At 64.4% G+C, this 23,285-nt stretch carries 27 protein-coding genes and 1 pseudogene; 13 read left to right on the top strand and 15 right to left on the bottom strand.

All coding sequences use genetic code 11. The features are described from left to right. Positions 1 to 446: 446 nt before the first annotated feature. The gene (locus ON39_RS43115) at positions 447 to 1,664 is read left to right on the top strand and encodes a helix-turn-helix domain-containing protein (protein ID WP_110293730.1); all 1,218 of its coding nucleotides are present in this window, start codon (positions 447 to 449) and stop codon (positions 1,662 to 1,664) included. 237 nt (positions 1,665 to 1,901) lie between these two features. Here the strand turns inward: ON39_RS43115 and ON39_RS43110 are convergent, their stop codons facing one another. Further along, on the bottom strand, positions 1,902 to 2,435 hold the full coding sequence (locus ON39_RS43110; protein WP_040742862.1) for a helix-turn-helix domain-containing protein: 534 nt from the start codon (positions 2,433 to 2,435) through the stop codon (positions 1,902 to 1,904). A gap of 57 nt (positions 2,436 to 2,492) precedes the next feature. Here ON39_RS43110 and ON39_RS43105 point away from each other — a divergent pair, with 57 nt between their 5' ends. After that, positions 2,493 to 3,803 carry an alpha/beta hydrolase gene (locus ON39_RS43105; protein ID WP_040742861.1) on the top strand — a complete coding sequence of 437 codons (1,311 nt, stop codon included), beginning with the start codon at positions 2,493 to 2,495 and terminating at the stop codon, positions 3,801 to 3,803. Between the two features lie 7 nt (positions 3,804 to 3,810). Here the strand turns inward: ON39_RS43105 and ON39_RS47995 are convergent, their stop codons facing one another. The 4 genes from ON39_RS47995 to ON39_RS43090 form a co-directional block, all read right to left on the bottom strand. After that, on the bottom strand, positions 3,811 to 3,978 hold the full coding sequence (locus tag ON39_RS47995; RefSeq protein ID WP_083895062.1) for a DUF4236 domain-containing protein: 168 nt from the start codon (positions 3,976 to 3,978) through the stop codon (positions 3,811 to 3,813). Between the two features lie 162 nt (positions 3,979 to 4,140). After that, the gene (locus tag ON39_RS43100; protein ID WP_040742859.1) at positions 4,141 to 4,716 is read right to left on the bottom strand and encodes a helix-turn-helix domain-containing protein; all 576 of its coding nucleotides are present in this window, start codon (positions 4,714 to 4,716) and stop codon (positions 4,141 to 4,143) included. A gap of 76 nt (positions 4,717 to 4,792) precedes the next feature. After that, on the bottom strand, positions 4,793 to 5,308 hold the full coding sequence (locus ON39_RS43095; RefSeq protein WP_040742858.1) for a YbaK/EbsC family protein: 516 nt from the start codon (positions 5,306 to 5,308) through the stop codon (positions 4,793 to 4,795). A gap of 416 nt (positions 5,309 to 5,724) precedes the next feature. After that, complete coding sequence (locus ON39_RS43090; RefSeq protein WP_040742857.1) at positions 5,725 to 6,093, bottom strand: VOC family protein; 369 nt, start codon at positions 6,091 to 6,093, stop codon at positions 5,725 to 5,727. Positions 6,094 to 6,157: 64 nt separating this feature from the next. Between ON39_RS43090 and ON39_RS43085 the strand changes: the two genes are divergently transcribed. After that, positions 6,158 to 6,607, top strand: coding sequence for a MarR family winged helix-turn-helix transcriptional regulator (locus tag ON39_RS43085; RefSeq protein ID WP_040742856.1), 450 nt, complete (start codon positions 6,158 to 6,160; stop codon positions 6,605 to 6,607). Between the two features lie 637 nt (positions 6,608 to 7,244). Beyond that, positions 7,245 to 7,595: a hypothetical protein gene (locus ON39_RS43080; protein WP_040742855.1), complete on the top strand. Its 351-nt coding sequence runs from the start codon at positions 7,245 to 7,247 to the stop codon at positions 7,593 to 7,595. Positions 7,596 to 7,608: 13 nt separating this feature from the next. On the opposite strand, the gene ON39_RS43075 is transcribed toward ON39_RS43080, so the two are convergent. From ON39_RS43075 to ON39_RS51090, 3 genes are all read right to left on the bottom strand, one after another. Beyond that, positions 7,609 to 8,214 carry a class I SAM-dependent methyltransferase gene (locus tag ON39_RS43075; protein WP_051187852.1) on the bottom strand — a complete coding sequence of 202 codons (606 nt, stop codon included), beginning with the start codon at positions 8,212 to 8,214 and terminating at the stop codon, positions 7,609 to 7,611. 173 nt (positions 8,215 to 8,387) lie between these two features. Next, positions 8,388 to 8,660 carry a hypothetical protein gene (locus tag ON39_RS43070; RefSeq protein ID WP_040742854.1) on the bottom strand — a complete coding sequence of 91 codons (273 nt, stop codon included), beginning with the start codon at positions 8,658 to 8,660 and terminating at the stop codon, positions 8,388 to 8,390. An 81-nt stretch (positions 8,661 to 8,741) separates the two neighbouring features. Then, a complete protein-coding gene (locus tag ON39_RS51090; RefSeq protein WP_246003030.1) occupies positions 8,742 to 9,044 on the bottom strand; it encodes a MarR family winged helix-turn-helix transcriptional regulator in 303 nt (100 codons plus the stop codon). 9 nt (positions 9,045 to 9,053) lie between these two features. Here ON39_RS51090 and ON39_RS51085 point away from each other — a divergent pair, with 9 nt between their 5' ends. From ON39_RS51085 to ON39_RS43050, 3 genes are all read left to right on the top strand, one after another. After that, on the top strand, positions 9,054 to 9,341 hold the full coding sequence (locus tag ON39_RS51085) for an EthD domain-containing protein (RefSeq protein ID WP_051187851.1): 288 nt from the start codon (positions 9,054 to 9,056) through the stop codon (positions 9,339 to 9,341). Positions 9,342 to 9,784: 443 nt separating this feature from the next. Then, positions 9,785 to 10,162 carry a hypothetical protein gene (locus ON39_RS43055; RefSeq protein ID WP_040742852.1) on the top strand — a complete coding sequence of 126 codons (378 nt, stop codon included), beginning with the start codon at positions 9,785 to 9,787 and terminating at the stop codon, positions 10,160 to 10,162. A 400-nt stretch (positions 10,163 to 10,562) separates the two neighbouring features. Further along, entirely contained in the window at positions 10,563 to 11,240 is a 678-nt protein-coding gene (locus tag ON39_RS43050; RefSeq protein WP_040742851.1) for a PAS and ANTAR domain-containing protein, read from the top strand. Positions 11,241 to 11,299: 59 nt separating this feature from the next. On the opposite strand, the gene ON39_RS43045 is transcribed toward ON39_RS43050, so the two are convergent. Continuing rightward, a complete protein-coding gene (locus ON39_RS43045) occupies positions 11,300 to 12,733 on the bottom strand; it encodes an ATP-binding protein (RefSeq protein ID WP_040742850.1) in 1,434 nt (477 codons plus the stop codon). A gap of 80 nt (positions 12,734 to 12,813) precedes the next feature. On the opposite strand from ON39_RS43045, the gene ON39_RS50315 reads away from it, so the two are divergent. Both ON39_RS50315 and ON39_RS51080 read left to right on the top strand, forming a co-directional pair. Beyond that, positions 12,814 to 12,972, top strand: a complete 159-nt coding sequence (locus ON39_RS50315) for a hypothetical protein (protein WP_169335971.1) — start codon at positions 12,814 to 12,816, stop codon at positions 12,970 to 12,972. Between the two features lie 120 nt (positions 12,973 to 13,092). Further along, positions 13,093 to 13,218, top strand: coding sequence for a hypothetical protein (locus tag ON39_RS51080; protein ID WP_255219348.1), 126 nt, complete (start codon positions 13,093 to 13,095; stop codon positions 13,216 to 13,218). 98 nt (positions 13,219 to 13,316) lie between these two features. Here the strand turns inward: ON39_RS51080 and ON39_RS43035 are convergent, their stop codons facing one another. Next, entirely contained in the window at positions 13,317 to 14,015 is a 699-nt protein-coding gene (locus tag ON39_RS43035) for an NAD(P)-dependent oxidoreductase (RefSeq protein ID WP_040742848.1), read from the bottom strand. A gap of 109 nt (positions 14,016 to 14,124) precedes the next feature. Between ON39_RS43035 and ON39_RS43030 the strand changes: the two genes are divergently transcribed. Next, positions 14,125 to 14,841: a TetR/AcrR family transcriptional regulator gene (locus tag ON39_RS43030; RefSeq protein ID WP_040742892.1), complete on the top strand. Its 717-nt coding sequence runs from the start codon at positions 14,125 to 14,127 to the stop codon at positions 14,839 to 14,841. Between the two features lie 9 nt (positions 14,842 to 14,850). Here ON39_RS43030 and ON39_RS51630 read toward each other — a convergent pair whose 3' ends face one another. The 5 genes and pseudogenes from ON39_RS51630 to ON39_RS43010 form a co-directional block, all read right to left on the bottom strand. Then, positions 14,851 to 15,258 (bottom strand): glutamine amidotransferase-related protein, encoded by a 408-nt coding sequence (locus ON39_RS51630; protein WP_373283795.1) that lies wholly within the window; start codon positions 15,256 to 15,258, stop codon positions 14,851 to 14,853. Positions 15,259 to 15,328: 70 nt separating this feature from the next. Further along, positions 15,329 to 15,448 (bottom strand): annotated as a pseudogene (locus ON39_RS51625) (hypothetical protein); the annotation flags it as partial. Between the two features lie 390 nt (positions 15,449 to 15,838). After that, on the bottom strand, positions 15,839 to 16,114 hold the full coding sequence (locus ON39_RS43020) for a MarR family winged helix-turn-helix transcriptional regulator (RefSeq protein WP_051187850.1): 276 nt from the start codon (positions 16,112 to 16,114) through the stop codon (positions 15,839 to 15,841). A gap of 438 nt (positions 16,115 to 16,552) precedes the next feature. Then, entirely contained in the window at positions 16,553 to 17,647 is a 1,095-nt protein-coding gene (locus ON39_RS43015; RefSeq protein WP_218006206.1) for a tyrosine-type recombinase/integrase, read from the bottom strand. A gap of 132 nt (positions 17,648 to 17,779) precedes the next feature. Continuing rightward, a complete protein-coding gene (locus tag ON39_RS43010) occupies positions 17,780 to 18,139 on the bottom strand; it encodes a hypothetical protein (protein WP_040742846.1) in 360 nt (119 codons plus the stop codon). 321 nt (positions 18,140 to 18,460) lie between these two features. On the opposite strand from ON39_RS43010, the gene ON39_RS46590 reads away from it, so the two are divergent. The 3 genes from ON39_RS46590 to ON39_RS42995 all read left to right on the top strand — a co-directional run bounded on the left by ON39_RS46590 (position 18,461) and on the right by ON39_RS42995 (position 22,960). Further along, a complete protein-coding gene (locus ON39_RS46590; RefSeq protein ID WP_157195639.1) occupies positions 18,461 to 19,447 on the top strand; it encodes an HNH endonuclease in 987 nt (328 codons plus the stop codon). 82 nt (positions 19,448 to 19,529) lie between these two features. Beyond that, positions 19,530 to 20,774: a hypothetical protein gene (locus ON39_RS43000; protein WP_146251225.1), complete on the top strand. Its 1,245-nt coding sequence runs from the start codon at positions 19,530 to 19,532 to the stop codon at positions 20,772 to 20,774. 170 nt (positions 20,775 to 20,944) lie between these two features. After that, positions 20,945 to 22,960: a hypothetical protein gene (locus tag ON39_RS42995; protein WP_146251226.1), complete on the top strand. Its 2,016-nt coding sequence runs from the start codon at positions 20,945 to 20,947 to the stop codon at positions 22,958 to 22,960. The last annotated feature ends 325 nt before the right edge of the window (positions 22,961 to 23,285 follow it).

Raw genomic sequence — 23,285 nt, 5'->3', positions numbered from 1 at the left:
TTCAGTTAAGGGCGCGACTCGGGTGGCCGTGTACATTGCGAACCATCTTTTTGAACCAGCGGTCCATGCGGGTGACGTACTCAGAAGACGTTAAACACATCGCGTGCCCGTAGTTGCAATGATGCTTGGCAAGCATGGCGACGGAAATTGTGTGTACGGCTTGCCAAGTCTGGCCTCGACGCGCAGTCCAAAAAACTTTGGACCGGGTACCGTCCGATATCGAAACCGACCGTCACGAACCGGTATCGGCGCCCGGCCGGTCCAAACGAGATGCGGGCCAGCGTGTTTGCGATCGCATCGGTAAGTGCATCTGCACGGGCGATGAAATGCCCTCTGGCATATCGCATTCGGTCCCGATCGACACCGAACATCTGTAACCATCGAGTCAGGGAATTGCAGATACGCGTCGCTCGAGACGCGGTTACTCGCTCCGTGAACTGGAGAGTATGATGCATCTGGAACGTGTCACGAAACGGCACGCTTTGAAAGTCGGGGAGCGTATCGAGTTGTCGCGTCGCCGGCAACGATTACCCCGGCGCGTGGTGGCGAACCTGGTCGGCCGCAGCGAGGAGTGGCTCAGGCTCATAGAGACAGGCAAGTTGCGCCTGGACAGCGTGCAAGCCATTCTGCGGTTGACTGAGGTGCTTCAGCTCGAAGACTATCGCGACCTCATCGAATCTCCGGTTCCCGATGTCCCGGAACCCGCCGATCCCGCCGATCGTCTGATCGGATATCTCGAGCCGGTACTTCTGAATCATCCGGCCCATAATGCGGACATTCCGGTCATCGACCACTGTCTCGAACAGTGGTTGCACGCGGAGGTGCTGAGTTGCGAGGAGATCTGGGCCGAGTCCGCGCAGCGCTATACCCTACTGTCGCAACGGCTTCCGAAACCGCTCATCATGTGCCGGTCGGCGTACTGGCAAAACGAACGACCCGAGACCGGCCACGCGCTCGCCCGGCTGTATCACCTCTGCCGCGAGGTGCTCACCTGCGTGGGCGATCATTACCTCGCGGCCTTCGCCGCCGATCGCGCGTTGAGCATCGCCCACCATCTCGACCGCCCCACCTGGCGGGCGGCGGGCGGCTGGCACTGGGCCGCCGCTCTGCTGCACCTCGACCAGGGAAAGCGTTGCCGCGCAGTCGCGCTGGCGGCCGTCGAGGACATCGCCGCCCATGCGGACCCTGATGAACTCGTGCTCTACGGTGCGCTGACTCTGATGGCCGCCCGCGGAGCCGCGGCCACACCGGCGGAGTCCACGCGGTTGCTCGCCGCCGCGCAACAGCTGGCCTACGAGGTCGGCCCCGACCGCAGGGTGCTCGGAATCGGCTTCGGCCACTGCGAGATCGGGCTTGCCCGCATGGAGATCGCTTATCGCTGTAACGATTTCGACACGGTGATCACCGTCGCACCGGAGATCGACGCGTTGGACAAGCTTCCCGTCGGCCAACGCGCGCGGTACTTCACCGTCCTAGCGGCGGCTTACGTCGGTCGCCGCGAGATCGTCTCCGCCGCTTTCGCCCTCACCCAAGCCGCGGAAGCGTGCGCCGAGAACCTGCGCTACGACCACGACGCCCACATGTCGCTCCAACAGATCCTCCGCCACGACAACCGGCTGCTGAGCCCCAAGATGGCCGACCTCGCCGACCTCGCCGGCATTTGAGTACGTCAACACCTACTTCCCGTTGAAGCGCCGAGCCGCAAGGCTTTCCGGTGTCCGGCTACGGCACGGCACGGAGCGGCGGCGTGATGTCACGGCGACGGGCAGTACGAGGTAGGCGGCTCACTCACGCTGCCTGGCGAATGGCTCAGTAGCTGATCGCTGCCGAGCGGCCGGCGTGGAAGGGCGACTGTCGGCGCTACTCCGCGCGACGTTCCCGGGTTGCGATGCCTTCCGCGTTCACGGTGCCTCCTCGACCGGAAACAGGATGGGGCTGAGCAGATATCGCCCGCGGCCGGGAGCGGGTTCATTGTCCAGTCGCGGCAGGATCACCCGGCGCAACTCCATGATGAGTTCCTCCAGCTCCGCACGATCGAGCCACAGCGCATGCTGCCGGTAACCGACGAGATCGCCTGCGGGATCGGCGTTCTCGTGGTCGAGGTAGGACGTGAATTCCGAGATCAGCACCGCCATCGCCGTGACGAAGACCCGCCGATGATCCTCGACCGTGGCCGCTGCCGCCTCCTCCGCGCCGATGGTCGCCCGGCCTGCGCGCAGCCGGTACTGCCGTTCGACGGCGCCGCGCACTCGTCGTTCCTGTGCGACCTCCAAGATTCCGGCCGCGGCCAAGGCCTCGACATGCCGGTAGACCATCGCCTTGGACACCCCGGGCAACAGGGCACACAGCTCGGCGGTGGTCAGCGTGCGGCCGCCGCGCAGCGCATGCACGATCCGCAGGCGGGCAGGGTGGGCGACCAGCTCTAAAGCATCCACTTCCCAATGTTCTCATGTGTTGATACCGTTCTCATACTACGAGAAAGGTTGTCCCGGGTGACTACACAGATTGATCCGGCGGTGGTGGCGGCCACCGTGGTGGAAATGCTGCGCGATGGGCGATTCGATCAGGTCGAGCAGTTGTTCGCGCCCGCTCTGGCCGCGGCGGTGTCCGCCGAGACGGTCCGGACCGGGTGGGCCGGGGCGATCGCCAAGACCGGCGCCATCCGCACGCTGGGGGAGGTGATCGCCACGCCGATCGACGGCGACCTCACCCGAGCGATCGTGCCGGTGCACGGTGAGAGCGGCGGCTTCGAGGTGCGGCTCGCCGTCGACGCGACCGGTCGGCTGCACGGCCTGCGTCTCGCGCCGGTCGAATCAACCTGGGCTCCACCGCCTTACGTCGAGCCACGGCGGTTCGTCGAACAGGAGATCACCCTGGAATGTGGACCGCTCACAGTGCCGGGCACGCTCACCCTGCCGCGGGGCGCGCGCGGCGTGCCGGCGGTGGTGCTGATCTCGTCGGGAGCCAACGACCGGGATGTCACCGTGGGGCCGAACAAGCCGTTCAAGGACCTCGCGTGGGGCTTGGCCAGCCGCGGCGTCGCCGTGCTGCGCTTCGACAAGGTGACTCATGTGCACACCCAGCTGCAGCACGAACCCGGCTTCACCATGGTCGAGGAGTATCTGCCCAATGTGACTGCGGCCGTGCGGTTTCTACAGGAGCAGGGCGGGGTCGATCCCACCCGCGTCGTCGTGGCGGGCCACAGCGGCGGCGGTAAGGCCGCGGTTCGTGTCGCGGCCGCCGAGCCCGCCGTCGCCGGGGTGGTGATGCTGGCCGCGGACACGGTCCCGCTGCCGCGCGCCGCGGCGCGCGTCTTCCACTACATCGCCGAACTCGACCCGGCCGCCGGTATGGGCTCGATCCTCACGCAGGCGGCCGTGGCGATCGCCCGCACCGAAGATCCTGCGCTCTCGCCCGAAACTCCGGGCGCTGAACTGCTTTTCGGCTGGCCCGCCTCCTACTGGCTCGACCTGCGCCAGTTCGATCAAGTAGCCACCGCCGCAGCCCTGGACCGGCCGATCCTGGTACTGCAGGGCGGCCGCGACTATCAGGTCACCGAGGCCGACGACCTGCCCGCATGGCGGGTGGCCCTGGACGGTAAGACGGACGCGACGATTCAGGTTTTCGCCGACGACGACCACATGTTCTTTCCGGGTAGGGGACCGTCGGCTCCGGCGGATTATGAAGTGCCGCAGCATGTCGACCCGGCGGTAGTGGACGCAATCGTCCAGTGGCTGGCGCCCGACGGGCGCGGCTCTTCGATGTCCCGACTGCTGTCTCGGCTCGGGCGGCGGCAGTCGTGACCAGCTATCAGCGCTGACGCCAGCTCAGTGGACCCGGGAGGTCGACGCTGTTCTTCCTGGTACGTGAGTTCCACGTCCAGGGGCCGATTTTGAGGCCCCACGAGGAGAGGCCCGATTGCGTGAAGTTGAACTTCAACGGGCCGAAGGACTTACGCTGGCGGAACTTGACGGGCATCGGTAACCTCCCTGATCTTTCCCCCGGGGTAACCGTTCTGTTGTTTCCCAAGCATTCAGGTGGCTGATCGGCTCTGTGGTCCGTGCCACCGTGACCTCGAGCGCAGAACGGGGTTCCGAGCCGAGTCGGCAAAGTGGTTGGGGCGCTGCGCACCTGGGCGATCTACCAGCCGGACACCGGATAGGTCATGACCAGCACGGCCTCCACATCATCCGTCGTCGCCTCGTAGAAGTGCGGCACATCGGCGCCGAAGACCACGAAATCGCCGGCGGACACCTCGCTCGGGGCGTCGACGGTGCCCACCCGCAGGCCGCCTTTGGCCAGGTGCAAGTGCTCGACCGTGCCGACGGTGTGCGCCGGGCTATCGATCCGGTTGCCCGCGTGGCGAATTCGGAGTCGCCACACCTCGACATGCACTCCCGCGCCGACGCGCTGGAGCAGTTCCTGTTTGCTGTAGTCCGGTTCGGGCGTGCCGTGGCGAACCACGGCGCGGGCGGGCGCCGTCGCGACGATGAGGTCGCCGAGCGGCAACCGCAGCGCCACGGCGATGGCGGAGAGAGTGTCGATGCGGGGGTTGCCACCGCCGGACTCCAAGGTCGACAGCGTCGCCTTGCTGATCCCGGCCTGCCGGGCGAGTTCGGCCGCCGACATGCCGCGCGCCTCGCGCATCCTGCGGATCTGCGCGCCGATGGCCGCCGCGGCTCCTGCCAGCTGGGTGCTGTCTGCTGGATCGGACATCGGCTCACCGTTCGCTGGATGGGTTCAGGTCGGCCCAACCTAACGCACCCGGGTGTGGGCCGGGTGCCCTGAGTGCTCAGTCCGCACGCGGGTCAGGAGCCGACTCGTACAGGGCGATCTCTTCCGTGCGCGGCTGCGCCAATGTCAGATAGTCGCTGGTGCGCAACGCCATCGAGCGGTCGAGACGGGCGGCGTTGAAGTACAGTTCCGGAATTTCCTTGATGCTGGGGTCGGCGATGAGCTCGAGGTCCGGATGGAACGAGAAGGGCAGGATGGTGCCCGCCACCGAGCCGGACAGATTCTCGGCGATCTCGGGCGTGGCGAAGGAAACATAGGTGCCGCCGAAGAGATTTCGCACTGCCGTGAGATCGACCTTCGCGTCGCCGGGCACCACGGCGAGCACGTACTTCTTCGTCTTCTTCCCGATCTTCACCATCACCACCATGCATTTCGCCGCATCGTGGACAGCGTTCCCGCGCAGGGAGCTCACCAGGTCTGTGCGACCCTCCGGCTCGTGGTCGATCAGCCGGTAGCTCGCCTCTCCGGCATCGAGGAAATCGATGAGGCGCTGGTACGGGTCGCTCGGGGTCATGCGGGCCTTCCTCTGTCGGCGAGACCGACGTGCAGCTGCCGAGGCTCCTCGACCGGGAGGGCGTCGCGGGTTGTTCGGCAGGGGTTGCTGCGTTCGGCGGTTTAGTAAACTGAACGATACCGCCTACTATAGTGTGTGTCACCTGAGGGGCGGTCCGGCTCGTCCTGGTCCAAACATGTAGGGCGGCTTCGGAATTCGGGCGAGATGGTGTGCTGCTTTCGGCAGGGCGCCTCGCTTACGTGCCGTGACGTGGCGTCGAATGCGTCGGCGAGGCGGTCCTGGTGAAAGTCGGCGTCGATTGCCCGTGCGGGATGGTGGGTCGGGCGCGCACCGGCTGTCGCGCCACGCGGAAGTAGCCCCCCGAGCGACCACGTCAAGGGACGCCTCCGCGTTGATGGCTCTTGAAGTCGGTGGCGTCAGGCGCGGTCGTGGAGCGTGATCCGATAGCCGTCGGGGTCGGCGAAGGTGAACGTCCGGCCGAAGGGGCCGTCGATCGGTTCGGCGACGATGGTGTGTCCGTCGGCGACCAGGGCGTCGTGAATGGCCTGAACGTCGGTGGCGTGCAGCCAGATCGCGGCGCCGATGCCGGGTTGGGCGACGGAGTCGAGATCGGTGCCGGGAACGACGTCGCGCAGTGCGAACGCGATCGGCTCGGTCTCGAAGACGACGGCGTGCGGCGGTCCGGCCTGCGAGCGGACCAGGCCGAGGTACTGCTCGTAGAACGCCTGCGAGGCGTCGAGGTCGCGCGCTTGCAGCGAGATGAAGTCGGGTCCGGTGACGGGCATGGTGTTTGCTCCTTCGTGTTGTGTCAGTCTTCTGACACGCACCAATGTATGTCAGAATACTGACATGAGTCAAGAAGGTGTCGGTGTCGACCTGGAGACGTCCTTGGGCTACCTGCTGAAAGAGGCGTCGAGCGCCCTGCGCGCGGCCATGGAGGAGGTGCTGCGACCGCTCGGGATGAGCGTGACGCACTACGCCTGCCTGGAGTTGCTGGCGCAACGACCGGGCCTGTCGAACTCCGAGCTCGCGCGGGGCGCGTTCGTGACCAGGCAGACCATGAACGTGCTGCTCCAAGCTCTGGAACGCGACGGCTACGTGACCAGGCCCGCCCAGGCGCCCGTCGGCAAGGCGCTGCCCACCCGACTCACGCCTCGCGGCCGACGGAGCCTCGAGAAGGCGACCGCGGCGGTCCGGTCCGTCGAGGTCAGAATGGTGGCCGACATGACAGCGGACGAGCGGGCGGCCGCGTTCCGCCTCCTGCAGAAGATGGTCCACTCCCTGCGCGACGGGGCATAGCTCGCCGGTGTTTCCGCTGCCCGCGTCGCTCCCTTGCCCACCACCCGCCGATCCGCAGCCAGACCCCGATCGAAATGAACCGCCACGGCAGGTTTCCTCGACCCATCCGGTTCTAGTACGGCATCGAATAGGAAGTTGACCTTGATTGCATCCGGGGGTGATCGGAACACCGCGACAGCGATCGACGAGTGCCACCCATGAAATCGAACCCATTCGGTAGACGGGCGAGCGTGAACTCGGAGGGGGCCAAAAGCGCTGAGGGGACTGGGTTTTCGGCCGTGTCGTAGACGGTGAGCATCGTTTCGGACTACGAGCAGCTGAACGCTGACCAGGCTCGCGTGCTGAGGGCCGACCGTCCTGACACTATGACCAGGCTTCGCCGACTGACCGAGTTCCACTATGACAGAGGGGTTTCGCGCCGACGGCCGCTGAGGTACGAGCAACTGCACGCGGCTCGAGCACGCCGTACGCGGTGAGTTCATCTATCAACGGAGCCAGCTGATCACGGCTCGACAACGGAGTCAGGATCGGCAGACCGATGAGTCAGCCGGAGACGGTTGGGTGACGTGAAAGCGACATTCCGGCGCTGAACAGGGAATACCTCCACGTCTTCGTCCGAACGGTTTAGCCTTGATGTATGGCTTCTTCCGCAAGGCGGCGCGCCGCCGAGCGTGCCGCCGAGGCGGCGCGGCGGATCCGCGAACTCATCGGCCGGCGTGCTGAACTCACGACCGGTCGGCCCAGCACCAGTGCGCAAGTCGAGCGGTCCGCCGACAATGCGGCTCGGGCCGAAGCCCAGGCCCGACACGCTCGTCTGTCCGCAGCCGACGCCCACGAGCGGGCCGCCGATGTCCACGACACCGCCGCCGCCTCCCTCGACGGCCCCGAACACCGCCAGTCCGCCACCGAACATCGCCAGTCCGCCGCCGAACACCGAGCCGCCGCCGAACAGGACCGCATCGCCGGCCGCCCACCGGAACCGTCCTGAACCGTGCGGATACCTAACCGCTCGAGCCGGCTTGCAGTCGGAAACCCAAGATCGGATAACGAGGTTCGGCACCACCAGAGCGTGCTTGTCCATAGCCCACGAAGGATGTCGCGGCGGCGAGATGCAGATGGTGGCGTGCGCCTACCGCGGTGAGCCGCGCGCAACCGTCGGCGCGTGGACTATCCTCCGACATGCCTTGGGGCGCATGGGAAGCAGCGTGTTTGTCGACCGTGGTGAGGAACAGCCCGCCGGGCCGTAGCACCCGAGCCACCTCGGTGAGAACAGGCTCGGCATCAGTGAGCAAGTGCAGCAACCAGATTGCGGTGACCACGTCCACACTGCCGTCGGTTACCGGCAGCGCGGCGGCGTCCGCACGCATCACACGCCCGGGCAGTCGACCGGCCGCGTGTGCCAGCATCCCAACGGAGGTGTCGAATCCAATCACTCTGTGCCCCAGTGCTTCCAGTTGAGCAGCGACAATTCCGGTTCCGGTGGCGAGATCCAGGATCACCGAGCGAGCAGGAAGCAACTGATCGAGAGCTGACGCGGCCGCCTGGGCCCGCGGCACGCCGCCTCGTGTCCGGTCGTAGTCGGCGGATTCGCTGTTGTAATCGAGCACCGGCTCATCGTCGCATCGTCATCAGCCCTGAAATCCGGCAGACGCGCCTTCGTCACACGAGCAAACCGCACTTGCACGCCGACGCGGAAATCTGCCGATCAGTGGCCGCGAGCGCCTCGGCCTATCCTCCAGCGTGTCGCAGCTCCGGGTCCTGTGGCAAGCCGCGTCGACGGCTAACGGCGGTAGTCCTCGCGATAGTCGTCGACCTCTTCGCGGGTCGGCTCGGGATCGAGTAGTCCGCCGCGTCGGCGCCGAACTCGAAGAAGGACGATCGTGCCGCCGGTCAACAACGCCAGCGTCGCGACGCCGGCGATGACCGCCCGGACCGGTAACGCGAGTCCGGCGGCTACCAGGAACAATCCTGCGGCGGCGGTGCCGGTGATCACCAAGAAGAACCCGATGAACATCGATTTGTCGCTACCCCAGCCGGTATCGGTCGAGCGCATAGTCTCGCCGTACCCACGCGAAATCGATTCAATCCAGCGGCTTGCCGGCCTGATAGCCCCGCACTTTCGTGGACGGGAAACTCAGTTTCCGGCGATCTCCCGCCGCACCGTCTCGGCGACGCGGGACAGCGCGGCGCCGAGGTGGCGGCGTTGCGCGGCCGTGAGCGGGTCGAAAACGAGACGGCGCACCTGTGCGACATGTCCGGGCGCGCTGTCGACCACCTTCTGCCGACCGGCCTCGGTCAGCGTGGCGAGGGTGTAGCGGCCGTCGCTCGGGTCGACTCGGCGGGTGATCCAGCCGCGCGCCTCGAATCGGTCCATCAGTTTCGACAGCCGGGGGAGCGTGCTGTCATCTTCCTGACCCGGCGTGCGGACCTCACCCACGACGAGTTCGTGGGCTACTGGACCAACAAGCACACCCCGCTGATCGCGAGCCTGCCCGGCGGCGAAGTCCCGGTCCGGCGTTACGTCCAGCTGCTGCCCACCGACGACGAGATTCCCGGCGTCCACAGCGTCTTCTACGACGGTGTCGCCGAGGTATGGGTCGACGACATCGCCGACGCCGCCCGCTGGTTCACCTCCGACACCTACACCACGACCGTCGCAGCGGACGAGGAGCAGTTCATCGATCGCACGCAGACCGGATTCCTCTACACCACCGAAACTCCGATCTTCGGCTGAGTTCCTTGTGAAGGTGCTCAACCGAATGCCCCGACGAACTCGAGGACAATCAATGGCACCGCCGGGCACCGATACCGAAGGCTGATGTCAGCACACGGCCATCGACCTCGGCGGCCACACGGTAGCTGCGCCGGAGCACGCGTCCGCGCCCCGGAAGCACTGTCATCGGCCGGTCGTCCACCCGTGCCGAGAGACAGTCGGCATCCCTGGTCCCGATCGGGATACTCGGCCGCGTCCGCGCGCCGACACGTTCGATGGTCACCACCGGCGAATGAAGGTTAGGTTGCGGCGCTCAGTGTCGCTTTCACGGCGAAGAACCGTCCAGCGCGCGGCTTCGGCTGGCGCGGTGTCGACCGGAGCCGCGCGGTCGACTCGGCGATAGCGAAGTGCGTTGGCCATCCGAATGGCAGTCGGCTCCGAATAACCGGCGATGCCGTAGCGCGATGTCCGGCATCGCCGTGCCGCAGTCGCCGCTGGGCGGTGACGTGTTCCGTAGAAGTCGACAGGTGTCCGTCTCGCCGCACAAATGGCCCAGGCTGCAATCGCCGAGCAGTCGGCCGAACGTGCGCCGCACGATAAATCTGAAGTTCAACGGCGTCACGTCATCCGGTTCCCGGCTGACGGGAGAGACATCGGTCGATGTCGATTGCTCTCCGACCCCCGGTACTCCGGTGCCATGGCAGGTGGTCATCGATACCGGCACGCCGCAACCCGGCGAACAGGGCGAATGCGACGACGACAATGTATCCGAAAAGGTCACAACCAAGGACCCCGCGGAAGAGGCCGAGGTCTTCGCAGTGATGGACCCAGCCCTGTGCTGATCGGTTCCCCGGCTCGGCGCTGCCGAACTACATCACCGGCCGACAACCAGGATGTCGCGTTCGTCGAGCTGTGATGCCAGTCGATCACGAAGCGCATGAGAGCAATTGCCATTCTGCCGCAATGCAGTGCGTTCTGCGGCGGACGCTCGCGTCAGCACATGCGCACCTCGGCGCGTCCGCCACCTGATCCGTGACGTTCGGGGCCGCAGGTTCAAGCATGATCTCTCCGGAACTCTGAGACGGACGACCGGTGCGTATCATCCTCGTTTTGCTCGAGGTCGTTGTGCCAGGTTCTGGTCCGCGATCGCGTCGCTACCTGAGCTGAGCCGGACAGCGACACGAATGGAAAGCGCCGCGTGCTGAGTTTCGACTCACCGCGGCGCCAAGTCATACTTGGAGTGTGGAGGAGTCCCGCGATCCGACCGGCCAGGCGCAGCACCACCTCGCGGGCGCGGGCGGGCCCGGATTCGGCAGCTTCCGGTTCTGGTTCGCCACTCAGCGCTGGGAGTGGTCGCCGGAGGTCTACCGTATGCACGGTTATGCCCCCGGTGAAGTCGAGCCGACCACCGAACTTATTCTCGCGCACAAACATCCAGACGACCGCGACCAGGTCACCGAGCAGATCACCCGGTCGGTGTCCGAAGGCCGCCCGTTCTCGAGCCGCCACCGCTTCCTCGACACCCAGGGAAACACGCACCACGTCATCGTGGTCTCCGATCGCATCCTCGACGCCACCGACGCCGTGGTGGGCACGGCGGGCTACTACGTCGCCCTGGATGAGACGCTCGCCAGTGCCGAACGCGAAGCCCTCGACGCGGTGCTCCCCGAGGTCGTGGAGTCCCGGGCGGTGATCGAACAGGCCAAGGGCGTGTTGATGCGCATGTACTCGATCAACGCCGAGCAGGCATTCAAAGTGCTCTCCTGGCGATCCCAGGAAACCAACGTGAAGCTCCGCGACCTGGCCGAGGCGCTCATCGGCGCCCTTCCGCAGGTCCCACCCGCACAACCGAGCACCGTCACGGCATTCGACCATGTACTGCTCACAATTCACGAACGCATACACAGCAGTTCTGATTGACCTCCGCGTGGGCTCCCTTCCGTGATCCGTGGCGAGAGAGTCCGTAGCGCGTAAAGGCTTCAGTGCCAGGCGTTGACGAGATCTTCTGGCCCCCAGTGGGTCGCCAATGGTAGGCCGGGGTCGACGCCGCAGCGTGACACGGCTATCAGCGGTGTGTGGATGTCGGCACCCGGCACCGACAGGATTGTTCGGGTGAGGGCGTCGTAGTCGTGGCGGTCGAATTTGCGGTCGTCTTGCCATTTGATGGAGCCGATGAATTGTATGGCCGTGCCGACCGGTTCTCGGTCGGTGCCGACGAGGTCGATTTCGGGATTGTTCTGGCGGTTCCACCACCCGCCGATCGCCTCGGTCTCCGGCCATTGATCGTTGGGCAGCAGGCGTAGCAGTGATTGCCGGATGAGTGGTTCCACGGCGCGCCCGCGCCATGAGGTCCAGGAGCGTTCGATGCGCGCCAGGGCGAGATCGCCGCGGCCGCGTTCGATGAGCGGAATGCCTCGTTGCAGAAAAGCCAGCCAGAAGCGTAGGTACGAATCGGCTATGCGGTAGCGCTTGTTCTTGGTGTCAGGTTTCGTGGAGAGCGGCAGATCCGCGGCGACGATTCGCTTGGCTTGCAGGGTGTTCAGCAGAGGGGTGAGAGTTCCCGCCGGCAGCGCGCCCGAGCTGCCTGCTTGCGCGGCGATGGTGCTGAACGTGCGTTCGCCGGCGCCGACGGCTTCGAGTACCGCCCGCGAGCGCGATGCTTCGGGGAATTCGCCGAGTAGCGACAACTCGCCGGCCACCAGCAGCGGTGAGAGCGGATTGTCGGCGGATGCCCGCAGGAAATCGGTTCTGCTCATTCCCGGTTCCCAAGACTGGACGATTTCGGGGAATCCGCCGGTGATCAGCGATGCGTCCACGACAGCGGCGGCGTCGAGATCGGTCATGGTCGCCACGTCGGCCAGATGCAACGGTTCGACGGTCATCTTCGTCGCTCGGCCGAAGAACGGCCGATCGCGGGACTGCAGTGCTTCCATCACCGAAATGTCGCTGCCGACCAGCACCAAAAGGACAGGCTTAGCCGACAGATGGCGGTCCCAGACCGTCTGTAGTGCACCTTCGAACTCGCCGTCTTGTTCGGTCAGCCAGGGCACCTCGTCGATAACGACGATGGTGGGTGTGTCGTCAGGCACGGCAATGGCCAGCGCACGCAATGCTTGATTCCAATCCGAGGCGTGCAACCCGGCTACCAGCTCCGCTTGGCCCAGCGCGGAATGAGCGATGGCGGCGATGAAGTCTTCACGCTCGGCCACGGGGTTGCGTCCTCGGGTGGCCTGGAACACCACGTATGCACGGCCGGACCGATCACAGAACTCCTGCACCAGTCGTGATTTCCCAACCCGCCGACGCCCGGTCACGATGACCGCTCGGCCTCGTGTGTCACCCTTCTGACCGACGGTCATTGCCAGCTGACGGCCCAGTAGGTCGAGGTCGCTAGCTCTCCCTGTGAACTCCATCTCCAACCTCCTTCATCTAACTTAGATCATATCTAAGTTAGATCTGATCTAACTTAGATCGGGCGGGACTCGCCGACAGGCTGGGGGAAACGTCTTCCTCGTGGCTCCCGCCGCCGCGGCCAAAGCCAGGCGGATACGCCGGAGCCCTGTTCGACTACCACCGCGCCCATCCCGAAGCCTTACGGCTATTGCTCTGGGAGGCATTGGAATTGGGCGAAGACCCGGTGCCGGAAGAATAGGCACGCACGCGGCACTACCTCGACAAGATCAACGCCGCCGAAACCGCAACCGGAGCACGCGCCGACGACCCACGCGCCCTGTTGTTCCTCACCCTCGGTCTCGTCGGCTGGAGCGTGGCCATGCCACGGCTGCGCCGCATGATCCTCGGCCCCGACTACACCCCGGAACGACTCCGCGAGGCCATCACCTCTGCCGTCCATGCACTGGCCAATGGGCCGATCTCCGACGGGTGGGCAGGCGGTTAGAAAGCTTCTCGCCGGGCATCGGGGTCCGATTCTCTCGCGGTCGGAATGACATTCATCGGGCTGATGCAGATTCGACCGCTCAGCGCCGAACTGACCGCTCAGCGGTCAGCGCGGCCGAACACTTCCTTGCGCACGATGTCCAGGACGGTGGGCGTGCCCTCGGTCGTGATCGCCTCGATCACCTGACCGGCGTGACGATTCTCCACGACGGCGCGAATCAGCGCGTCCGCCAAGTCGATACGCGCGGTGTAGTGGCCCGGCCTGCCCGGGGTGCGGATCTCGTAATCGGTGCGGGTGTCCCGGTCGAAGAGCCCGGCCGCCCGGATGATCGTCCAGTCCAGGTCGGAACCGCGGACGTTCTCCTCCATGCGCGCATTGTCCTCGTACACGGTCCGCCCCATGCGGATCAGCAGTTTGAAGAGAATGCGGTGTACCAGGTCTTCGCCCGGCGGGGTCTGGAAGGTGACGGCGGTGGTGCTCACGCAGGCCAAACGTCGAACGTTGTGCGCGGTCATGGCCTTGATGATGTTCGCGATCCCCTGCGAGTAGATGCTCACTTGTTCCTTGGTGTAGCCGGCGCCACCCAACGCGGAGATCACGGCCTCCTGCCCGGCCACGACCCGGTCGACCGCGTCCACATTCATGGCGTCGGCCTGTTCGACCCGCAAGCTCGTGCCTTGCAAGGGAAATTCGTGCGGGCGACGGACCGCCGCGGTGACGTCGTGGCCTGCGGCGAGGGCCTGTTTGACGATCAGCCGACCCGTCTGGCCATTGGCGCCGAACACAACGAGCTTCACCGATTTCCTCCTAGAGAACATTGATCTATGTCTAGAACGTCGATCTAGTACGGATCACTGTACTACGATCTCCGGATGACCGACACAGCGAGCTACGGTGGTGAATCTCATGGGTGATGCGGCAACCAGCGGCACGTCCGCAGCCGGCAGCACGCGTAGCGTCTGGCTGCGCCCGATGCCGACCGGACGCAACGCACCCCCACTGACCAGGGAAAGAATCGTCGAGGCGGCGATCGCGCTGCTCGACGAGGAGGGGCTCGAGCGCCTCACCATGCGTCGGCTCGCCGAGCGTTTGGGCACCGGGTCCACGACCCTGTACTGGCACCTCGACACCAAGGACGACGTGATCGACCTGGCCGTCGACGCGATCTTCGCCGAAACGCCGATACCCGAGCACCACACCGACGACTGGCGCGACGACATCGTCACGCTGCTCACCAACTGGCGCGCCACGCTGCTGCGACACCCGTGGACCGCCGCGTTGGCGGCGAATCGTCGACCGATGCTCGGCCCCAATTTCCTCGCGTGGATGGAGTTTCTCCAATCCGCGCTGGTGCGGGCGGGAATCACCGACGGCCATGTCTCCGCGGCCACCTGGGTATTGATCAGCCACGTCGCGGGCAATGCCGCCAGCCGATCCAGCCGCCGATTCTCCGCCGAGGACTACCGCGCGAGCCAGGAACTGCTGGCCGAGCATCAGGATCGGTATCCGGTCCTGGTGGGTCATGGCTATCCGATGGACAACGACTGGGACGCCAATTTCGAGAAAGGACTGGTCTACATCCTCGACGGACTGACGGCCCACACCGCCGAGCGCGCGAAGTGATCGCCTCGACTACGTGATCGGCAGCTCCTGCGCCATCGCGTACGAGGTGTGGTGGGCGAGGATGTCGGTCAGCAAACGGCCGAGTATGCGAACTCCGTCGCGGGTGAGTACCGACTCGGCGTGGAATTGAATGGTCGCGAAAAACGGTCCGCGCAAACCGTGTACCTCGCCAGAGACGTCCCGGCAGATCTCCACCGGCCCGATGCCGGCCGCAAGCACTTGGTCAGCGGCGCTGCGCAGCGAGAAACTGTTGTAGAACCCGACGCATTCGCGGTGACCGAACAGATCGATCTCCTTTTGTACCCCCTGATTGGGCACCTCTCGCCGCGGCAGCCGCAGTCCGAGTCGATGACCGACGACCTGATGGCTCAGGCATACGGCCAGAAAGGGCCGACCGTCGGTCAGTAGTCCGTCGATCCACCGATGCAGCCGCGCGATGCGCGGATCGCCGATATCGAGTGGGTCGCCGGGGCCCCGGCCCCATCACGACGAGGTCGGCGGCGTCGGCCGGATACCGATCGTCCACGCGACAGACGCGGACCTGCGCGCCGAGCGAACGCAGTTGATGAGCGATCATCGCCGAGAACGCGTCTTCGACGTCGACCACCAGTATTCGTCGACCGGCCACTTCCGGGAAAACTCCGGCGCTGGTCGCCGCGCCGTGCAGCCAAGCGGCGCGCTACCAGCTGCCCAGCCTCGAAACCGGTTGTGGCGCACCGGTCGGGGCGAGCATGATCCCCCACCCGGCGAGGGCGACGGCTGCCGAGATACCGGTCCTCGATACGTGCATGGCCATGACGATCCTCCTTCGTATCCGAGCGGCTGTGGTTCGGTGACACCCAGCCGAACTGTGGGCAGAGTATTGGGTGGTGGCAGGGACCTGTCCCGGCCGCCACAGAACTTGTATTCGCTGCACACCGACGCCGGTCGCGCGCTGGTGGCGGCTTCGATGCCAGTGGCGCGGACAGCATCTCGGCGAGGTCGGTGACCGCAGGTTTCAGTCGAAGGGTTCTTCTCGGACGAATCGGGTCAGCGCGGTCGCGAAGGCGCGGGCCTGATCCTCGGGCCAGGCGGCCAGGTGCCGGTCGAGACGACCGGCCAGGCGCTCGCGCATGAGCTCGACCGCGCGCTGCCCGTGATCGGTCAGTCCGAGCAGCGTCGCCCGGGCATCACCAGGATCGGGTGCGCGCCAGAGCAACCCGGCCCGTTCCAGGCGGGTCGCATGGCGACTGGTCACCGAGCGATCCACGCCGATCTCGGCGGCGAGGGTCATGACCGCTGCTGGTGACGACGATGTTGCCGTGCTCACCCGAAAAAAGCAGGCGGGCACCGTCTTCCGTAGTGGCTACTTCCAGGCGAACAGAGGGGTGGCACCTTAGTACGGTCGGTACCTGCTTGTCATCGATTCGCTGCCATCGCTGGGCGGCGACACGCCGTGGAGGAAAGCGTCCTCAGCTAACCGGACAACCTGGTCAGTCGGTCCTTGGTCGTGCATTCGTTTCTGCTGGATGGGTGCCGGCGCGGGTGTGGGGGAGTGGGCGGGGCGGGCTCGGCAAGTTCTCGGCGATCTTCGACTGAGCGGCCGAAAAGCGGAGTCGCGGCATTTTCGCTGTTCAGCGCGGATGGCAGCTGCTCGTTGAGCTACCCGACCGCAGCTGCGCCATGCCGCCGCAAAGCTGTGCGCGAGAGGGGACTTGAACCCGCGGTCGCGTCACTGTTGACGTCGGAATGTGTTCAAGGGCGGTACATTAACGTCGCTGAAGCGTAGCACATAGCCAGGGCTGGCTTCCAGTTTTGGCTTATGTTGTTGTGCTGTAGTGGTTTTTGTGAGGATCGATCTGGTTGCTGGTGGTGTGAGTGGTGTGGCGGTGTGGTTTTCGGGTGTTGCTAGGGCGGTGGCGATTTCGTAGAGGTCGGCTTTGACGTAGGTGGCGGTGGTGCCGTGGGTCCGGGTGTGGTGGCCGGCGTAGGCGCGGGCGGTGGCGTAGCCGTAGGCGCGTTCGACCCAGGTGAGGGTGGTGTGGCGGAGCCAGTGGGTGGTGATGTGTTGGGCTGCGACCCACGGGAGGTGGGTGCCGATGCGGTGCCAGAGGTGGTCGTATCGGCGTCGTGTGATGGGTTTGCCGTTGTGGTAGCGCAGGAGTTGACCCTCGGATGGGCTGTGGCGTTGTCGTGCGTGGTGTTGGAGGTGGGCCATGAGGGTGGGGGAGACGGGTTGCCAGCGGTCGATGCCGTTCTTTTCCCGGAGCAGGATTAGGCAGTTGTGGGGGTCGAGGTCGCATGGTCGCAGGTTCAAAGCTCCGCTGCGGCGGCAGGCGGTTTCGATGTGCAGTCTCAGTAGCAGGGTGTCGAGTTCGCGGTCGTCGCCGGTGATCGAGGTGATGTGGTAGATCTCGGCGAGTTTGGGGGAGGGGATGGCTTGCCGCTGTGAGGCCGGCCGCACCGGGATGGTGAGGTTGCGGGCGGGGTATGCGGTGGGGTGGATCCAGTTGTTGTCTTCGGCGTAGCGGTAGAGGCAGCGTGCGGCGCTGATGAAGTGTTGGCGGGCGCTGGCGCCGTTGCGGGTGGCGCGGTTGGTGCGGATGTTGGCTTGGACGTGTCGTGCTCGGTGGTCGAGTTCGGCTGTGGAGATTTCGTCCAATCGCCGGTGGGCCAGGTGTTTTCGAGCCAGCGCAGGTGGGTGTTGTAGGTGCGCAGGGTGCCTGGGGTGAGGGTGGTGCGGAGTTTCCGGGATCGCCTCACCGAAAGTGGGCACCGATCCGGTGTCGGTGAGCATGTCGGCGGGGGTGATGCCGATCTGGGACAACAGGATTCGGGTGGCGGCGATGGTTGCGGGGTCCGCGACGGTGCGGACGGGCATGGTCATCTTCTATGACGCCGGGTTTCGTGGCTGGCCGAAGCGGGCGTGTAGTGCCGGTGGCGGGTAAATAAGGAGTTGTTATTCGTTGGGGTGGGCGACGAGCAGGACTTTGTCGCCGACGTTGAGGTCCGTGATGCGGCGCTGCCGGAACGGGATACGGAACTGGTGGGCTGTGCTCATGTGCGTATGGCCGTGCTCGGTGGGGTGCACGATCACGACGCTGTCGGGGTCGCAGCCGATGTCGAGTCGGGTGCCGATGTTCCAGCCCAATGCCGTCAGCAGGTGCTTGTCGTGGATGCGTCCGGCATCGCCCACGGTGCACATGCTGTAGACGATGTTGCTGTCGATCGGTTCACGGACCGGTGCTGGTGCGCTACGGAGGTTTTCGATCAGTTCGGCGATCGGTGTCAGGGGTGGGATGGCCGGCGGGACCAGCACGGCACGCACTTTTCCGCGGTGATGCCGTTGCAGTTCAGCGTGGCGCTGTTGTCCGCGCGAGGGTGTGTTCTGGGGTTGTGGTGTGACGGGGTGAGCCAAATGCTGCCTCCAGGGGTGAGGCACTCGACAGCACGGCCCAGGGTGCGGTCAGCCGTACCGCCGGATGCGCTAACAGTGACGGCGCATTGGACCATGTCGTCGCCGGCGTTTTGCACAGGCGAGTTGGTTCGAAGCTAGTGGCGCCGTCGGCCTGGCCAGGCCCGTCGGTCGAATATCGCGACACAGTCGCGATGTCGCTGAATGGTTTGCGACACTTCGAGTGTGGCGATCGAAGATCGAGATCGAAAGATCCTGTGGGCTCGCGCCCATAACTCCTGTGCGGTCTGCAAGACGACTCTGATCCTGGGCGGGACCAAGGGTGACCGCGAGTCGGTCGTTGGGGACGAGGCGCACATCGTTGCACGGTCCAAAGGGGGACCCAGGGCAGGGCTGATCAATAGCTCGGACCTCGACAAGTATGAAAACCTCATCCTCCTGTGCAAGGTGCACCACAAACAAGTCGACGACCAGCCCATTACCTATACAGTCGATCACCTTCGACAGCTAAAGGCCGAGCATGAGCGATGGGCCCATGCCAAGTTCGGCGAGCTTGCCGCTGACAGTCGTCCCGCCCAAGTCGATGACGCCGCAAACGAACTGGTTCAATCTGCTCGATCTCGTCTAGCTGAGGCGATCCAGATCGCCGAGGGTGATGTTGTGTTGACTGCGTATCCGGTCAAGAAGGAGTTCGTTGTCAGCCGGAGCGGAGAGGAGGAGGAGGAGGGCTACTCCGTCCCAGAAGGTTTCGACATGCTCCTCCTCGACCTTGAGCAGATGTTCGAGGTTGCGCTCGATGGCACCGGGGTCTCCGCTGAAAACACTTGGTGGAGACTCGGATTTGACCCTGCCGACGAAATCAACGAATACACTGCTCGCCGGATGACATTCACTCTCATGCCGGGCCACGTTCGACCGCCTTACGGTATCCGTGTCACCATCGACGAAAAAGGAAAAATTACTAAGCACGGCTATCGTCCTGACCTGGAACTACCCGAATGGCGCGGTGGCTACGGCACTGGACCTCGTAAGCTCCACACTCTTATCTTCGACACCAGGCTGGTGGCTGATTCCGCAGTAAATGACGGATATGACTTCCAAGGTCCGTGGGCTTTCCGGATTATCGATGATCCGGACAAGGGTAAGTGTATAGAGGGTTTCTGTGAAGCGATGTGGAAGAAGCCTGAGCGTTGGCGATTGCTGCCGAAGTAAGGTGTCTATCGCTGCATGAAATCGACCTGATAGGTACAAAAACGTGTGGCCGCCCATGGGTTTGCAGTAATAGAATCGAGCTATGTCAGCGACGCCACCTGGAGCGAGTGATCTGCGGCCCTACGGATCAGCGCGGGATCTTCCTACCTACCTGGAACTGTCCCGAAAGATCAAGGTGGGGAAGGTTGTCACACGATTCGTGGTTCGTGACCAGCGTGCCCAGCTTCTGCGAGCCGAACAGGAATTGGAGCGACTGGTCGTGGTCGTTGACCAGTTCTACGAATGCCTGGGCGCCCGTAACTGGGTGTTCCACGACTCCCTCAGCCTGGATCGGGTGGAAGCACTGTTGTCTGAAACCTCCGATGCCGCCTCCGCGGAGGAACGCCTGATCGACCTCTACCGCGATGAGGAGATCACCCAGTGGTGGCTATCGCAGATCCGGAAGTTGGACGGGATGAAGCATCGCTGGCACCAAGTCGAGAGAGCGCGCGAGCACTACCATGCTGGCCAATTCGACAGCTGTGCTTTGCATTTGATTGCTGTGATGGACGGGTTCGTCAACGACTTTGAGCCGGACGTCCGGAAGGGGCTGGTATCTCGCGACCCTGAGGGTATGACGGTGTGGGACAGCATTGTCGGTCATCATCTGGGGCTCACTCATGTTTTGAAGACGTTCGGGAAGACCTTCAAGAAGCGGATCGATCACGAGGTGTTCGATCTGTTCCGGCACGGGATCGTGCACGGATCGGTCGTTAATTTCAACAACGTCGTGGTTGCGACGAAAGCATGGAACATGCTGTTCGCAGTCGCTGATTGGTCGGTTGCAACCGCGAAAGCGTCGAAACCCGTTGAGTCGAAACCATCTTGGGGCGAAGTGCTGTCTGCGTTAGAGCGCCAAAAGCGCTACCGGCAATACAAGGATGACTTCCAGCCATCGCAGATCGCTGCGGGTGACTCCGGCTTCGATACCGATGAACTCGTGGCACGCACGACGCAGTTTCTCGACGCCTGGCAACACGGGCGGTGGGCGTTGGTGGTGCCGTTCATGCAGCCGGAAGGGCGTGGGGTGAGCGGGAGGAAAGCTGGTGCTTTCCAAGCTCGTGAACTATATCAGCGGTACAACTTGAGTTCATTCCAGATTTGCACTGTCTCGTACACCCAAGCCAGCTCTGCCGAGGTTGTTGCCGATGCGACGGTGAACGGTACGAAAACCCGGATCACATTCCGCATGGTGCTTTATACCGTCGATGGATTCGCTGGAATGCCGGGCGAGGACGGGGCCGAGTGGCGGTTGGCCATGAGCAGCCCGCAACAGTTCTTTCCTTGACGCGGCATTGTGTCCTGGACAGCACTTGCTGGCAATGATTCACCGGATCTGGCGTATCAAAGTGCTTCCTAGCGCGGCAGAACCAGGCGGAAGCCGCATACGCTAACGGCCTTTGATGGAGAAATGCTCAAGACGCCGTTGGGTCGGGTTGGTGCGCATAGAGTCGGGGCATGTCACTGGTGCGGGATCAAGCAGCCTGGATCCGGCTGTGCGAAGCGGGTCGACTCGACGTCAACCAACAAGTCTTGCTGGAGACCCTGTTGACGGCGTGCGATCCGGACGTTGTCTTCACCCGGCATGTCGTCTCTGCTCTGCCCGCAGTCGCGGGTCTCGCTCGTGTGCATTCTGTGTTGGAGTCGCGGGCACGACCGGACCGGAGGGTTCCGCAGCCGTTCGAACGGCTGTCGCTTCGGTTGGTTTCTTCAGTATTGACCGCGTTCGAGTCGACGCGTGTGATGTTCCCGGCGAAAGAGCTCGATGACGCAACTCAGTTCCTGAGAACCATTGCGGCCGGCGGGGAAACAGGTCTGAAGGCCCCGTCGGACTGCGCGGTCTTTGCTGTGCAGTTGGCAGGACATATGGCGAAAGTGCGCACCGTTCTCGTCGACTACTTCCTGAAGGTCTGGCAGGGGATGCCTTGTTCGAGCGCATGGAGGTTGGCACAGGAAGTAGCCGCCCTTTGCATGATGGAGAATCGCCAGCACCCGCAGTTGGTCAACGATGTGCGCACCGCGCTGAGCCAAGGTCCGATTGGCGTCGACCGATTGCGGGCGATCCTGCTGCCGGAAGTTCGGGACTTCCGGATTGCCGTAGTTGTCGAAGGCGCCTCGTCATTGGGTTCGGTGGCCAGCCTGATGGACCTAGCAGCCGCCCCAGTAGAAATCGCGTCCGGTGAGGCGGCGATAGGTGCAGGCGGATTCACGACAGATCTGAAAGCGCTGGCGAGCCTTGCCGCGGCGGCATCCGCCACGCGCCGCAACTGGTCGGGAGACCAGGCTGCTGGCTACATGCTGTTGACATTCAGCGTCCGCACCCGAGACTTAGGCGGTGCCGCGGCGCTCGGTCGGCGGCAGGCATCGGAGTCGCTCGACCAGTACGTGGCAGGGCAACGGATCGCAGAAATCCGGATGCGCCCTGAAACTCTCGCCTACGACCCAGATACAGGCCGCGCGCTGCGCCTGACCGTGCCCGTCCTAGGGTCAGGCTTCGTGCGGCCCCTGACCACCGACTGGCCGTCGGCACTACGCGAAAGTTTGCGCACCGCTCATATCGCCCGGGTCACCGAAGCTCCTATGACGGCAGCAGGATTGTGCTGGGCTGCACTCGAGGCGCTAGAGGTGAAGCCCGGCGACTGCAATAAGCTGGCCCGCGCGCTGGGCCTTCAGGCAACTCGCCAGCAGCTTGTGGACCTGCATCAGAGGATGCGCACTCAGGTGGCAGCTACCGTGCGGGCGGCACGAGACGCCTTCGATTCCGCTGAGAACAGGTCCGGCAAATGGGAGGCCTCGGCTCTGGCCGCCGTCGGCGCGAAAGCCGCAGCGCTAGAAGCGCATGCGAAGGCAGCCCGCGTCGCTGTACTCGATCGGCGTGCCAAGTTGGAATGGGCGCTGGAAGTCGAGTCGCATCGTGCGGCGGTGGATGCATGGACGCGTGTCAAGGATGACGGAAAGCTGCGAGATCCAGATCGCTGGCTGGATGTTTTCGCTGCCCCCTGCGGTGCGGAGCCGGAACTGCGAGCTGCCGCCGACGCTTTAGCTGCCCTTGCCGACTGCCTAGGTGGGGAAACCGGGGTGCGGCTACAGACTTGGCGTGCGATGTTGGCTGCTCCTGCATCTCTGGCCGAGTGGATCGAGGACAACGCGAAGCGGTTCGAAGAGAACCTCAGCTGGCTGTATGTACTGCGCAACACGGCCTTGCACGACGGAAGGTTCAAAACTTCGACCGACATGCTGGATGTGCACGCCGGACGTGCACTCGTTGACTTGACCCTGGAGTTCCTAGGTAACTGGTACGGGCCGGCAGTCAACTCTGCGCCCGAGCGAGCCGGTTGGACAGCGATCGAGGTCATCAGCCATCTGGCAGAACGACAAACGACGATTGCGGCGAAACTTCGCAGCGGGACGCGGAAGCGTTTGAACCTCGGCCATCTGACCAGCCCGACATCAACGGGCTGGGACCGCCTGTAGGCGGCAGTCTACGTTGCATGTAGAGCGGGAGCGTCCTGCCAATTGAACGAGCACGGTGAGCGCCGGCCGGGGACTCGAACCCCGATCTCTCCCTGGTGGACTGGCGCGATGACGAATCGCTGCACCTCATGTGCTCCGGTCCTGGAAGGATTATATCCGGTTGTCGGATGACTGGCGGTGCGCCGGATCCAAGCCCCACGACCAGACCACCAGTACACCCGACCAGCACGCGGACCCACAGTCATCAGTCGAGGAACCCCCTCATCGAGGATGGCAAACCGTCGACCTGGCAGGCCTTCATCGACGGCCCTCGCGAGGGCAGTTT

The sequence above is a fragment of the Nocardia tenerifensis NBRC 101015 genome (assembly GCF_000308715.1).
Lineage (GTDB): Bacteria > Actinomycetota > Actinomycetes > Mycobacteriales > Mycobacteriaceae > Nocardia > Nocardia tenerifensis.
This window is presented reverse-complemented; position numbering and strand designations above follow the sequence as displayed.